General features: G+C 38.8%; 11 protein-coding genes and 1 pseudogene. 5 read left to right on the forward strand and 7 right to left on the reverse strand.

The genetic code is table 11. The features are described from left to right. Positions 1-150: 150 nt before the first annotated feature. From F6K27_RS17105 to F6K27_RS17125, 5 genes and pseudogenes are all read right to left on the reverse strand, one after another. Positions 151-1,076 (reverse strand): annotated as a pseudogene (locus F6K27_RS17105) (IS1 family transposase). Positions 1,077-1,357: 281 nt separating this feature from the next. Next, on the reverse strand, positions 1,358-2,440 hold the full coding sequence (locus F6K27_RS17110) for a bifunctional heptose 7-phosphate kinase/heptose 1-phosphate adenyltransferase (protein WP_287277633.1): 1,083 nt from the start codon (positions 2,438-2,440) through the stop codon (positions 1,358-1,360). Positions 2,441-3,397: 957 nt separating this feature from the next. Further along, the gene (locus F6K27_RS17115; RefSeq protein WP_124144635.1) at positions 3,398-3,937 is read right to left on the reverse strand and encodes a PleD family two-component system response regulator; all 540 of its coding nucleotides are present in this window, start codon (positions 3,935-3,937) and stop codon (positions 3,398-3,400) included. A 316-nt stretch (positions 3,938-4,253) separates the two neighbouring features. Further along, complete coding sequence (locus tag F6K27_RS17120; RefSeq protein ID WP_287277635.1) at positions 4,254-4,520, reverse strand: hypothetical protein; 267 nt, start codon at positions 4,518-4,520, stop codon at positions 4,254-4,256. Between the two features lie 92 nt (positions 4,521-4,612). Beyond that, entirely contained in the window at positions 4,613-4,717 is a 105-nt protein-coding gene (locus F6K27_RS17125; protein WP_287277666.1) for an HNH endonuclease, read from the reverse strand. Positions 4,718-5,136: 419 nt separating this feature from the next. Between F6K27_RS17125 and lipA the strand changes: the two genes are divergently transcribed. Next, positions 5,137-6,096, forward strand: a complete 960-nt coding sequence (gene lipA, locus F6K27_RS17130) for a lipoyl synthase (protein WP_124144634.1) — start codon at positions 5,137-5,139, stop codon at positions 6,094-6,096. Between the two features lie 272 nt (positions 6,097-6,368). Further along, positions 6,369-6,458 carry a photosystem I protein PsaX gene (gene psaX, locus F6K27_RS17135; RefSeq protein WP_124144633.1) on the forward strand — a complete coding sequence of 30 codons (90 nt, stop codon included), beginning with the start codon at positions 6,369-6,371 and terminating at the stop codon, positions 6,456-6,458. 255 nt (positions 6,459-6,713) lie between these two features. Here psaX and F6K27_RS17140 read toward each other — a convergent pair whose 3' ends face one another. Continuing rightward, positions 6,714-7,097: a hypothetical protein gene (locus F6K27_RS17140; protein ID WP_287277636.1), complete on the reverse strand. Its 384-nt coding sequence runs from the start codon at positions 7,095-7,097 to the stop codon at positions 6,714-6,716. A 1,223-nt stretch (positions 7,098-8,320) separates the two neighbouring features. Between F6K27_RS17140 and F6K27_RS17145 the strand changes: the two genes are divergently transcribed. The 3 genes from F6K27_RS17145 (at position 8,321) to clpB (ending at position 13,247) form a co-directional block, all read left to right on the forward strand. After that, complete coding sequence (locus tag F6K27_RS17145) at positions 8,321-8,785, forward strand: hypothetical protein (protein WP_287277638.1); 465 nt, start codon at positions 8,321-8,323, stop codon at positions 8,783-8,785. Between the two features lie 810 nt (positions 8,786-9,595). Continuing rightward, a complete protein-coding gene (gloA, locus tag F6K27_RS17150) occupies positions 9,596-10,024 on the forward strand; it encodes a lactoylglutathione lyase (RefSeq protein ID WP_287277643.1) in 429 nt (142 codons plus the stop codon). 505 nt (positions 10,025-10,529) lie between these two features. Beyond that, positions 10,530-13,247 carry an ATP-dependent chaperone ClpB gene (gene clpB / locus F6K27_RS17155; RefSeq protein WP_287277645.1) on the forward strand — a complete coding sequence of 906 codons (2,718 nt, stop codon included), beginning with the start codon at positions 10,530-10,532 and terminating at the stop codon, positions 13,245-13,247. Positions 13,248-14,000: 753 nt separating this feature from the next. On the opposite strand, the gene F6K27_RS17160 is transcribed toward clpB, so the two are convergent. Then, a complete protein-coding gene (locus F6K27_RS17160; protein ID WP_287300897.1) occupies positions 14,001-14,174 on the reverse strand; it encodes a hypothetical protein in 174 nt (57 codons plus the stop codon). Positions 14,175-14,238: the final 64 nt, after the last annotated feature.

A 14,238-nucleotide genomic window follows, 5' to 3' on the forward strand; every position in this document is an offset into this window, starting at 1 on the left:
ACGCATCCTTAAAACTTTAACCTTTAGCGATCGCCTAATTTATGAAAAATACAGCTCATACAGTTACTTTTATGTTACATTATCAATATTTATGTAATATGTAAAGATGCCAGCGCTCATTGCTATAGTTATGACGATTGAAGATTTTTTTTATGTCCAATTAAACGGATTTGATATAAATAGATCATTCCCACTCCAGGGTGCGATCGCCACCCCTGCTCCTTGTGCAGCAGTCTTTTCCTTGCGACTATGAACCAAAATCCAATTGAAATAACTAACCACTAACCTTACCGTTATCTCAGTTTGTTCCCAGACTTTCCCAAATTTATTCTGGGGTGCGATGCCATCGACCTGTTTGCTGGCGGAAAATTCCATTGGTTCTCTCTAACTGCTGCGTTTGCTCCTTGCCTATAATATTATTTACCTCTGGAGGGAGAACTCGCTCAGATCCTCCCCAGTCATCCCTATGCCATTGTTTACAGTCTGTTTTACCTTCCGTGTTAACGATAACTTCTTCTATGAACTTGTCTGTATGTTTACCAACTCTTGCTGTGAGAATTAGCCCACTTGATCAGGCTTGGGTCATACCAATCCCACAGTCACCTTCTATCAATTCATTTGTCTGACAGTTTTTTTGTGTCTTGAGTGCGTCTTACATTCTGGGGAGACCCCACCAATTAGCACTCGCTTTTTTTGAACAAATCACCAAAACTCATCACTACTAATCTGTGAGGTTTGGATATTTTCTACATTGGCATTATGAATCATCTGTCCTTTTTGAGAGGCTGCTCTCACCACACTGACTACTGTATTATAGGCCAGATTCACGCTCTCGACTAATTCCTCTTAAACTACTACCCTCGACATAAGCTTGCAAAACCATCCGCATTTGTTCAGGCTGAACCTGTCTACGATAGTATAGAGTGTAGAAGGTGTAACTGTTTGCGCAACATTCCGAAGGAAAAGTTTGCAAGCATTCAGGACAATAATATCGTTGACTTCCTTTGCTCGTCTTTCCATGATACCCGAGTTTTGTGATGGCCACATAGAGGATATTCCATAAGAATTAAAAGTATTAAGGGACAATAGTTATATGACCATTCCCACACTTTCGCACAGGCACAACCATTAAATCTTTGTCATAACCAAAACCCTGTAGGGGCGTTAGCGGAATGAAAACCGCTGTAAGTCCCACTAAATATACTACCAGACATGATATGATTACTGATTGTAAGCTGGAAACTTACAAAGTACAATTCTAGTTCATTCCTCTATAGAGGTGATTTGGCGTTGGCGTAGCAAGTGTGGCAGCTATATCGCCACCTTCATCCAAGCCGCACAATAGAGTAACTTGAGCCTAACTAACCAGTGCTTGTAAAGCCTCCCTGAGTTCATTAACCGTCGTAGTTGCAGTGCCAAATATACGCACCACCAGACTAGCAGCCAAATTTCCTAAAACAGAAGCCTCCCAACTAGAAGCACCCATACTCAAAGCCAAAGTCAAAGCAGCAACAACCGTATCACCAGCACCAGTAACATCAAAAACATCTGTCCGGTTAAAAGCTGGAATATGCCAACAATAAATCGGAGTATCACCAGTACCAGAAAGAATAAAAGAAGGTGAGGGATAATTAGAAGTATTTACGCGATCAAACAAACTCATCCCCTCCTCGCCACGAGTAATCAAAACTTGCTCTGCATCTGTTAACCTTAATAAGTCAGATCCTGCCTGATATAGAGTATCAGAATTAGTAATAGCATATCCTACTGCTTTCTCCGCTTCAGGAAGATTAGGAGTAAATATAGTAGCACCCTTGTAACGTTGTAAATCTTTCTGAGTATCTACTATAGTTCTTTGTGGATGAGATATAGCCGCCTCTATAACTGGTGTCGTCAAAACACCATCTCCATAGTCTGAGCAAATTACTGCATCTACCGTAGCAACTTGTCGTTGAATATACTCTGCCAATTGCAATTGCAAATCAACTTCTGGCAGATCGTCAGATTTTCGATCTACCCTAACAATTTGTTGAGTTACAGACTGACGAGCATGACCAGAAATTCTAGTTTTAGTTACCGTCGGGCGGTTTGGATCGACTAAAATTCCACTAGTATCAACTCTAGCTGTTTCAAAAATATGACGCAGTGCTTTACCTTGCTCATCTTTTCCTAACAAACCTACAACCTTAACTTTAGCGCCCAACTTAGCAAAATTATAAACCGCATTAGCTCCCCCACCAGGTACTTGCTCCGTAGTTTCGTGACGCAGAATTAATACTGGTGCTTCACGAGAAACCCGCTCTACCTGACCAGTCATAAATTCATCCAGGGTTAAATCTCCCACCACTAAAACCTCAACTTGAGAAAAACCTGCGAGTAAATCAAGTAGTCTAGGTGTAGCAGCTTTTAGTTGAGTAAGAAATTCTGAATCTAATACCATAATTTGTTTTTCTTTGAGTCAAACAGTTATACCATTTTGATAAATGTTTGCTACAAATACTTAAGGTGTTTTTAGTAGTCAGTTAGGGGAACCGTCGGATTGGCGACGTACAGTAGCCAGTAGTCAGGAGGAATCAAATCTTTTCTTTTAGTCAAAATATATATTAAAATAATTTAGGAGTATAGCGCGTGTTGTATTTATAACATTCTTTTTTCAAACTGGTATTTGGGGAGAAAAAATTAGTCAAATTATTGAAGTACAGACCAATAAATATCTCTAGAAAAGAGAGAGTAGGGAGTAGGGGGAAATAATTGATAATTTCTGTGCATTGAAGAAGGAGACAGGAGACAGGAGACAGGAGACAGGAGACAGGAGGAAAATTACATGGGGATAGTCAACGACCTGCCGCTCCGCGTCTACGCTCCCCCAAGTAATGCGTGAACACCCTGTAGACGGTGGGGTATTAAACCCACAAAGAAAATGATAATTGACTTTATTTTTGATTATCGGATATGTCTAATAGACTTGTCGCTTTATAACTTAAAAAATCCCCAAAAACCTTGTTCTGTAAGGATTCTAGAACTTAGAAATTAAAAATGCTGAGAATTATTGCTCTGTCTAGGTTGGAGCGATTTTTTCCCTCTATTTAGCGATAACTCTAATGTTAATAAATTATATCAAGTCCGTTTAATTGCACATAGATCCAATTTATACCCATAGAGAATAGGGAATAGTAAAATTTCTAGCAATACTAAACGTTTCAGGGTTTAGCATCCTTGTACTGGCCTTAGCGGAAGCTCTGCCCCAGTAAACGGCCGTTTGCCTCTGCTGACTACTGACTACTAAATTGAAGTGAGGTTGTTTAACCGGATTTTATATTATCCCCAGAATATATCAATATTCCAGGGGAAAAAAATATCAGAATAATCAATAACCAATTTTTAATGACTGATTTTACTACTTCAACTTTTGTTTGATAATAGTCACAAGTTGAGCCATTTGTTTTTTCAACGCTGCAATTTCAGCTTGCATTTTCTTAACTTGAGCTTGCAACGCTTGAATATCGCCAGAACTTCCCCCCAAAGCAGCAACTTCCATTTGCTCACTCGGGCGTTTTTTGGCCAAATCAAAGGCAGACTTAATAGCTGCAGTTAGCTCTTTTTTCTCAAAAGGTTTTTCTAAAAAAGCAAAAAAATGTTTCTCAAAAGGTTCAGGAATTTTATCTGTCACCTCTTCTTTACGGCCTGACATTAATACCAATGGAATCTTCTTTAGCTGAGATTGGGATTGAATTTTTTGGAACACTTCCCAACCAGTAACTTTTGGTAGTAGAAAGTCCAACATAATTAAATTCGGACGTTCCTTAATAATAAATTTCAGTCCCTCTTGGCCATCCTTTGCCTCTATAACATTAAAGTTTCCTTGGGGAAGCATTTCTTTGACTCTTACCCTAATAACTTTACTATCATCAATAACTAAAATTTTGTGTCCTGCCACGACTAGCTCCTCCAGTTATCAGTTAGTGTTTCAAATTAATCTTATCTATATTCCTGTAATCAGCCATCAAGATTGCTAAATCATGGCTTCTACATTGATCTGTTAAGTTTTAGACGGCATTTTCCTCGACATTTATGGACAACTGTGGACAAAATGTATAGGTATAACCATCTTTATTTATGTATAACTTTTAATTTACTTACATGAACACTTTTTGCTTTCTGTCCTGGCACTGTGAAGTTCAAACTATTTAATTTTGAGCGAGGATTAACTCTACCTACTTCCCCTGTTTCAATATTCAATGCGCTAGTCTCCACTATTCCAACCTTTGATTGGTTTTTAGTGGGTTATACCTTATGGGGTATCCATATTTATTTACCGCTGCTTTCTGTCTACCTCCTTGGCCTTTGCAGATAGCAGCTAAATCTTGGGTAGTATGGAATTTTAACTGATTAACTTCACCTACACAAGCTGCATCTATGCAGTGTGCTTTTGGCAACTTCTGTTTTCTGCGGTTAAATTTTGTCTGTCCTCCACTACCTGTAGTTACTTCACTACCTGTAGTCTTTAAGGCATTGAACAACTCCCACCTAGTAGAATTAACTGCTGCTGCATCTTTGTAAAGGTGATCTAGCTTGGGGTTTGTATTCGCTTTAATAATTCTGGTTTTCCAGATCAGAATTCTTTGACATCTTGATTACTTTTAACCTGATTGCATTTAGTACAGGCAAAAGTTAAGTTAGATACTCGGTCTGAACCTCCTTTATACTTGGGGTAGATATGTTCAACCTCTAGGGATGTATTAGTTTTGCCACAATCAGCACATTGACGACCCCATTTTTCTCACAAATCAAATATTCTCTCAATTCATATCCTGCTAATTCACCCTTTAGTATTAGACATTCTGGTATTTATTCCTTTTCAGTAAAGTGTTCCTCGATCATGTTGGCCAGGCTTGTTCATGCTTTAAACACGCTTCGGTACAAAACCTACTCCCGATTGGCGCTATTAAACTCTGTCCTTAATTTAGAGCGACCAACATATATGCTGGAATTCACATATTGTGGTCGTGACCTGCCAACGTAGTCAGTACTGACTTAATCTGCAACCTTTGATAGACAACCTTAGAAATGTCTAGGATTGGCTAGGTTTTTCAAAGGTGTTCTAATATAAAAGCGCACAAAAATTTTTAATTTTTTATGGCTACAAAAAATGGTCGGTCAATATCAACTCAGGTCAACACTGCTGGGATGAAAGGCCAAATTCAGAGTATGCCAAAGTGGCTGCGTCCTTCTTTGGGAAAAGCTAGTGATATTTCTACTGTACAGAAAATTATAAAGCAGCGTCAGCTCCATACCATCTGTGAAGAAGGTCGCTGTCCTAACCGAGGCGAATGTTATGCCCAGAAAACAGCTACTTTTTTATTGATGGGTCCTACTTGTACGCGGTCTTGTGCTTTTTGTCAAGTGGATAAGGGTCATGCTCCGATGCCCTTAGACCCGGAGGAACCACAAAAAGTAGCTGAGGCTGTAGGATTGTTAGGTTTGGAGTATGTGGTATTGACTTCTGTTGCTAGGGATGATTTGCCAGATGGTGGTGCTAGTTGGTTTGTCGCAACAATGACAGCTATTAGACAACGGAACCCAGGGGCGAAAATAGAGGTTTTGACGGCTGATTTTTGGGGTGGTCAAGGTGGACTTGGGGTTGAGAAGTTATCTGTTTCTTTAGCTGAAAAGCAAAAGCAACGGATCAAGATAGTTATAGATGCTGAACCTGCTTGCTATAACCATAATATTGAAACAGTACGACGCTTACAAGGCCCTGTGCGCCGTGGGGCAAAATATGAGCGATCGCTTGATGTATTACGGATTGTTAAGGAGTTAAACTCTAATATTCCTACTAAGTCAGGTCTAATGTTGGGACATGGAGAAACGAAAACTGAAATAGTTGAGGCCATGGCAGATTTGAGAAGAGTAGGATGCGATCGCATTACTTTAGGCCAATATATGCGTCCTTCTCTAGCCCATTTGCCCGTACAAAAATATTGGACACCAGAAGAGTTTGAGGAGCTTGGAGCGATCGCCCAACAAATGGGCTTTTCTCATGTGCGTTCTGGCCCTCTAGTGCGTAGTTCTTATCATGCTGGAGAAAGTGTTTAAGTCAAGAAGGGAAAAGAAAACAAATAAATTCCTAATCTTTAAATGTTTGTATGATATTGAATCAATTGTATGATAGGATTTTCTTGATCCCAAAAAAATGCGGTGGGTCTCATCGTCTCTGTCTGCAGAGGGTTAAGTGGTTGCACTCCCTGTGTTCGCGCAGCGTTGCGCCAGCAAAACAGAAAGCCCTATCCATGAGGTTGGGAAGCCCACATCATCATCTTTGATTTGATGTAGGAGAACGTCACTATAAAAATGGAGAATAAATTTAGATGAAATATTCTTTTCGTGCAGGTTGGGCTTTATTATTATTGGCTATCAACTTTGTTGTTGCGGGCTACTATTTCGGCGCTATCCAGTAGTCTTCAGACCTTTCCTTAGCAAATCTGTGCCACTCTTAGGATACTATATTCTTTAAGAGTGGCACTTTAATGAAGTCAGAAGTCAGAAGTTAGAAGTTAGAAGTTAGAAGTTATTTTTGTAACGGGGATTTTGAGTAACTCTCTAAAAATATTTCGCCAGTCAAGGCGGGGTTACGCGACCCAATTATTTTGATAACGATATATTTACCTAATCTATTTCAAGAAGCACATCCTCAAAATCAAAAAATCATAACTCTATCCACAAGATTTATCTCGCCACTCAATCTCTAATAAACTTAATAACCTTTCGTCTCCTTTGATCTTAGCTATTGAACGTTGCCATTGTAATATATCGCATATATTTGTTCTATTTACCTGAGCTATCTTTTTTGGCTCAACCTGTTTCTCTTTTACTATTTGAGCAACATTAATAGTTTGTTTTTCCTGAGCTAACTCATCATCTCTAGCGCAGAACAGCTTTTTAGAAGGATGCTGAGGTATGGGAATATGTTTAACGTAAGGATAAGTCCATCCTTGGTCTCTATGTTGTCCCCTGTATTCCTCCACTGCTTCCCCCATCATCATATTAATAGTAGGAAGTTCTTGTCGATTACGCTGATAGTCATTATTTAGTTTCATCTAATCATACAATTTTATATTTTTTTCTGTATCTATTTTTACATTTTACTCAAAAACTAGAATGTTTTTGACAAAAATTTACCTAAATGTTGCTAGAAAGCCTGGGCTAAAAGAAGTGAATATAGAGTGATGATGAATCAAATACTGGGAAAAATATTTCCCACTGTTGCCTCACAGGACTGCGCGTTTCCTCTCTTGGTGGACATTCCCATGGTGCTCCCTTCAGGACCGTAGTGAACCGACACACTTTAAATGGTGCATTAGACGGGGAGTGTGGGGAGTGTGGGGAGGGTGGGGAGAAAAAGACATCTATAGAATAGAATACAAAAATTTATTGCACAGTTTTAGCTGTGTCAGTCCAGTAGGGACAGGAAACCTTTCCCTATGGGAGACTACAGGTTTTGCCCCACAATATGTTGACCGAATAATTAAGGTTTAAAGCCTCTCTCTCCTTTAAAGGAGAAACAAGCGGTAGAGGAATGGCGAGGAGACCTCGCCAATCGACCAAGAGAGAAAAAATTTTTATTATTACTCAATCCTCTTCTTTTCAAGGAGAGGTAATTGTTAATTATTAATTATTATTGTTGAAGAACTAGACAGTGCAAAGTTCTGGGAATAACTATTGCTAGCTAAGGCTTTCAGGGATTTCAAGGTTAGAAAATCTCAATTCACTAATATAGGTTCTGTAAGCCTTTTCCAATAATACTTTTAGTCTTGAAAGTAAATTGTTTTTCAGAAGAACTTTGTACTCTCCAGATTCCGTATCAAAAAAGTGAAGCTTTGCCTTAGCAAAACTTTGGGTTCCGACAGCTTGCGTCTGTGGTGTCCTTCAGGGTCGCACCGCTGTTCCCTATTTTCTGGAGATGTCTATTCTTAAAAATAGTGACAGAGATAACTGACAAATAACAACAAGTAGTGTTAAAAAACAATTTTTCTGACAAAATTCCTCTTGAATTCTGACTACTGTACCTTGGGAATTTGACGGTTGCCAGACATACTTCATTAGACTCTATATATTGAGCTTTTCTATTCTCTAATATTGAAAAGATTATTGTCCATAATTTATGCCAATAATGGGCAATTATCATTGATTTGTTTGTGTAAAAAATTAGCTTACTATTATATGTTGACAAAATAGCCAAGTATTATTTAAGATAGAATTACAGACACATAAATAAACAAATACGGCCAAAAAAAATATATATAAATTTAAGGTAGATTTTATGAAAAGAATCATCAGAAATCAATCTACTGCTGCTCATCCATTGGGTAGATTTGTAACTAGAGACGCATTAGCATTTCATTTGGGAATTAAATCAGATAATATCTACAAAATAAACTGTTGGAAATATGTAATTCATGTTGTAGGAAAAGGTAAAAGTAGGTTTGTAAGTTATGCCGATATGCCACCAATTTTGGGGGTAGAACCACCAAATAAATCAGATTTTACTAAATGGAGAAAGCGAATCAAGGCTAGAAAACAAAAGTATGTTCCTAAATTTTGGGCACAATTTTATGTTGATAAAATTCAGAAATCTAATTCAATTCAAAGATTACATAGTTGGGAAAATTTAGTTAAACAATGTAAGTCATTAATATCATTAGAAGGAGTAAAAAAAATAGACAGTGCTTTGATTAAAGAAAAGTCTAAATTAGAAAAAGTAATTTATCATAGTTTTTCAAAATAACTATGTAAAAATATTGATTAATATCTCACTATTGTTAGAATTTAGTAAGAGATAAATTGTATTTATTTTAGTAGTATGACTTAAAAGTAAGATGGTGATCGCACAAATATTAAATTCTATCAAAATTAAATTCTATCAAAAATTGTTTTTGTAACGGGGATTTGAGCAAGCCTCCAAAAACATTTCGTTTTAAAAGCCTAACGGCAGTTATATCCTACTAGATATGGTAGTTCTACGTAAGTTCTGTGAGTGCTAATAGACATTTGTTCAATAATTGATAATTGATAATTACCTCTCCCTAAAAGCTATCCCTTATAAGGAACTCCTGAAAACCTTGTGGGAAGCAGGGGAGAAAGGAGAAAGAATCATAGTAAATAGGAAAAACTACTTAAGTTATCGAAAAAAATGTACTTTTTAATACACTTTTTCTCTGACAAAAACCTTTGAAAAACTTATACATAACTTGTCTATTTTGTCAATTTTTATGTTAAGAAAGGTGTTTATAAAGCATAGCCCTAAAAGGAAAAGGAAGAGGATTTAATAAAAAGAAAATATTTTCTCTCTTGGTCGATTGGATATGGCGAGGAGACTTCGCCATCCCTCGACCGCTTGTTTCTCCTTCAAAGGAGAGGCTTTAAAGCTTAATTATTCGGTAAAAATCAAAAATCAAATCAATTATTTCTCCCTGTTGCCTGTTGCCTCTTTTCTGGAGATGTCTAATAGTTGCCATTAAGGCAACATTGACTCCCAAGATTGACCAAATTGCTTCACAATAAAAAGTACATATAGTCAAGGAATAAGGAGTAGACCATGCGACTACTACACACCATGCTGCGAGTCAAGAACCTAGAAGAATCCCTGAAATTCTACTGCGATGTCCTCGGCATGAAACTATTGCGCCAAAAAGACTATCCAGGTGGTGAATTTACTCTAGCCTTTGTTGGTTATGGCGATGAGTCAGACCACACGGTACTCGAATTAACATATAACTGGGGCAAAGACCAATACGACTTGGGCGATGCTTATGGCCATATTGCTTTGGGTGTTGATGATATTTATCGCACTTGCGAACAAATAAAAGCACAGGGAGGAAAAGTGACCAGAGAACCAGGGCCAATGAAACATGGTTCCACAGTTATTGCCTTCATTGAAGACCCAAATGGCTATAAAGTAGAACTAATTCAATTAAGCTCTCGTAGTAGCAATTCAGAAAAAGAAGTTGCAGCTAGCGCTAATTGAAGAAGGCAGAAGGCAGAAGGGAAAATTGTATGGGGATAGTTAACTATCGGCCACTCGGTGTCTTATGACCCTAAACAATTTTCAGCACTGCAAGTGACAAAAAAATAAGGTCAATAGCCTCCCCTTGGCTGCACCGCGAGCTACCGCTTTACAAGGGGATGAAAAAAAAATCAAGTTCAATATTTCAAGCCTCTGACTTTAACTAGAGGTACTGATAACTTATAACTGAAATGACGGTGGGGTATTAAACCCGCTACAGAAAAGATAAATAATTTCAGGAAGAAGGGGGATAGAAAAAGATAATCAGCTAATTAGTAAATACCTGAAAGTTAAAGGTGTATTTCCAATAGAGTTTAAACCAGAAAACCTCAGAGTCAATCTATGATAGCTTTAGACCCTGGTGTTCGCAGTTTTTTAACGGGAACAGAATCCAGGGTGTTTCAACCCCTGGAGATATCAACTACCCTATAAATAGTTTTATAGGAAAAAATTTAAAATAGTCCAAATGCAGCCAACCGACCCAAGCAAATTTACAGAACAAGCCTGGGATGCTATAGTAAAATCCCAGGACGTTGCCCGACGTTACCAAAACCAACAACTAGAAGTAGAACATCTAATCATTGCTCTTTTAGAACAACAGGGGACAGCCAACAAAATTTTAAACCGCGTTGGTATAGAACCAGAAAATCTCCTCCAACAAATAGATTCTTTCGCCAAACGCCAACCCAAAGTTGGTAGTATCGAACATCTCTATCTAGGGCGCAGTCTGGAAATTTTTCTAGACCTCGCTGATGAAGCTAGAGAAAAATGGGAAGACAAATTTATTGCCGTCGAACATCTCCTACTCGCTTTTTACCAAGACAAACGCCTCGGCAATAAACTCCTCGGTGGAGGTACTCCCCAACTACCAACTCGCCCTGGTTTTGAGCGCCCCCAAACCTCACCCAAAGTTGAATTTGAACAACTAGAAGCAGCAATTAAAGCAGTTCGTGGTAGTACCAAAGTCGAAGACCAAAACCCAGAAGCTAGTTATGATGCTTTGGCAAAATATGGGCGCGACTTGACAGAGTTAGCTAAAGCAGGCAAACTTGACCCTGTTATTGGTAGAGATGAAGAAATTAGGCGCGTGGTTAGTTGTTTATCCCGTCGGACAAAAAATAATCCTGTACTTATTGGAGAACCAGGAGTTGGAAAAACAGCGATCGCTGAAGGTTTAGCCCAACGTATTGTTAATGGGGATGTGCCAGAGTCTCTGAAAGAAAGGCAACTTATTAGTCTTGATATGGGTAGTCTTATTGCGGGGGCAAAGTTTAGAGGAGAATTTGAGGAACGTCTCAGATCGGTTTTGCGAGAAGTAACTAACTCTGACGGTCAAATTGTTCTATTTATCGACGAACTACATACTGTTGTTGGAGCAGGTTCTAGTGGTGGAACAGGTTCGGGTGTAGATGCAGGTAACCTCCTCAAACCAATGCTTGCTCGTGGAGAATTACGTTGTATTGGTGCAACAACTATTGATGAATATCGCAAACATATAGAAAAAGATGCTGCCCTCGAACGTCGGTTTCAAAAAGTAGAGGTTGGTCAACCAAGTGTAGAGGATACTATTTCTATTTTACGGGGGTTGAAAGACCGCTACGAAACTCACCATGGTGTAAAAATTACTGATGCTGCTTTGGTAGCTGCTGCAACTCTTTCTAACCGTTATATTTCTGACCGCTTTTTGCCAGATAAGGCGATCGACTTGGTAGATGAAGCTGCTGCTCAACTCAAAATGGAAATTACTTCTAAACCTGAAGAACTAGAAGCTATTGACAGACGCATTATGCAGTTGGAAATGGAGAAACTTTCTATCGAGGGAGAGTTGCAAAGCAGCAAAAAAGATCAAAATTCTGAACCTACCCCACCTGCGAAAGTCTCTCCAGCATTGCAACGCATTACAAATGAAATTAATGTTTTGAAGCAAAAGCAGGAAAAATTTTCCTCTAAATGGTCTGGGGAAAAAGAATTATTAAATACAATTAATTCCCTGAAAGCAGAAGAGGATAAATTAAAAGTACAAATAGAACAAGCAGAACGAGCTTATGACCTGAATACCGCAGCTCAATTAAAATATGGCCAACTCGAAACTGTACATCGCGATCGCGAAGCTAAGGAAGCAGAATTATTAAAAGTTCAAGCTCAAGGTTCGTCTCTTCTCCGGGAACAAGTTACGGATGCTGATATTGCCACTATCGTTGCTAAGTGGACTGGTATTCCAGTAAATCGTTTGTTGGAGTCGGAACGCCAGAAGTTACTACAATTGGAAAAACATTTACATCAACGGGTAATTGGTCAGTCGGAAGCGGTGGAAGCTGTGGCGGCAGCTATTAGACGTGCTAGAGCAGGGATGAAAGACCCAGGGCGGCCTATTGGTTCCTTTATGTTTCTCGGTCCTACTGGAGTTGGTAAAACAGAATTGGCACGAGCTTTGGCACAGTTTTTATTTGACCGGGATGATGCTTTGGTGCGGATTGATATGTCGGAGTATATGGAAAAACACGCGGTTTCTAGGTTAGTAGGGGCACCGCCTGGATATGTTGGTTATGACCAAGGGGGTCAGTTATCGGAGGCAGTGAGGCGACATCCTTATTCTGTGCTGCTGTTTGATGAAGTGGAGAAGGCTCACCCGGATGTATTTAATATATTGTTGCAGGTATTGGATGATGGCAGGATTACTGATTCTCAGGGGCGGGTAGTTGATTTTAGTAATACTGTAATTGTAATGACGAGTAATATTGGTGGTGAGTATATTTTGGATGTGGCGGGGGATGACTCTAAGTATGAGGAGATGTATAAACGGGTGATGGGGGGGTTGCGAAAACATTTCCGACCGGAGTTTTTAAACAGGGTGGATGAGATTATATTGTTCCATACTTTAAGGAAGAGTGAATTACGGCAAATTGTGGAGATTCAAGTGAAGAGAATTGAAAGGTTATTAGGGGAACAAAAGATTAGTTTGAAATTAACTCCTGCGACTTTAGACCACATTGCTGAAGTGGGATATGACCCAGTTTATGGAGCGCGACCTTTGAAACGAGCAATTCAAAAAGAATTAGAAAATCCTCTGGCAAATTTGATTTTAGAGAATAAGTTTGTTGGTGGAGATGTTGTGGTAATTGATTGTGTAGATGGTGGTTTAGTGTTTGGGAAAAAAGAGGAGTTGGAATTGGTGAAAAGTTAAATAATTAGGGTTTGCTGAAAAAGTCTTTTAGTAGGAGTAGGAGACAGGAGACAGGAGACAGGAGACAGGAGACAGGAGGAACGGGGAATTTAGAGGAGGTAGAAGAAAGAATTTTCATTAATGGATAATGGATAATGGATAATTGATAATTACCTCTGGTTAAAACCGAGAGGATTGAAGATAAGGAGATATTATTTCTTTTCTCTTGGTCGATTGGATATGGCGAGGAGACCCGCTCCGAAGATCGCCATCCCTCGACCGCTTTTTCCCCTTAAAAGGGGAGGCTTTAAACCAGAATTATTTAATTATTAATAATTAATCATTAATAATTCGGTAAGAATGATTTTTCTGCCCAACTATGCGCCTAAAATACGCTCCTTTTTGAGCATTTTAGACTGAAACAGGCACACTTTTTTCGATCCCAAAAAGCCTAAAGTCTTTATATGTTAATGCTTTTAGATTTAATCAGCAAGCCCTAATTAATAACTAAGGTTGGCGTTCGCGGAGCGTGGCGTCAGCCGTATCGCCTACTTTAATTGGATTTGGGTTCATAGTCGCAAGAACAATACTGTGACCCAAAGAACTGGGTTAGCGTTCGTGGAGCGTTGCGTTAGCAGAACATTGCGTTATTATTGGCAACAGAATAAATAAATTTTACATGATAATTATACCTTAATTTTTATTTTGGAGATGTCTATTGATATGTTGTACAGATCAATTCGCTTGCCGATCTATTATATCATGTCCGGATAATCAGTGATGAAAACACCTTTTCCCTTCTAACCTTTTCTTTCCTCTCTTGGTGCGCATTCCCTTGCGTCTGAAGCCGACGCGGGGTCGCACCGCTTCTGCCTCCTGCCTCCTGCCTTCTGCCTTACCTCCTCCAAAGTGTAAGTATTCAACCGGACATGATATTATTTGAAACATCGGCAAATTCCTCAATTATCGTAATCATTCGTCACTGTGCAACACCGTTTATTAAATTTGTTTG

It is taken from the genome of Okeania sp. SIO2F5, from assembly GCF_010692685.1.
GTDB lineage: Bacteria > Cyanobacteriota > Cyanobacteriia > Cyanobacteriales > Microcoleaceae > Okeania > Okeania hirsuta.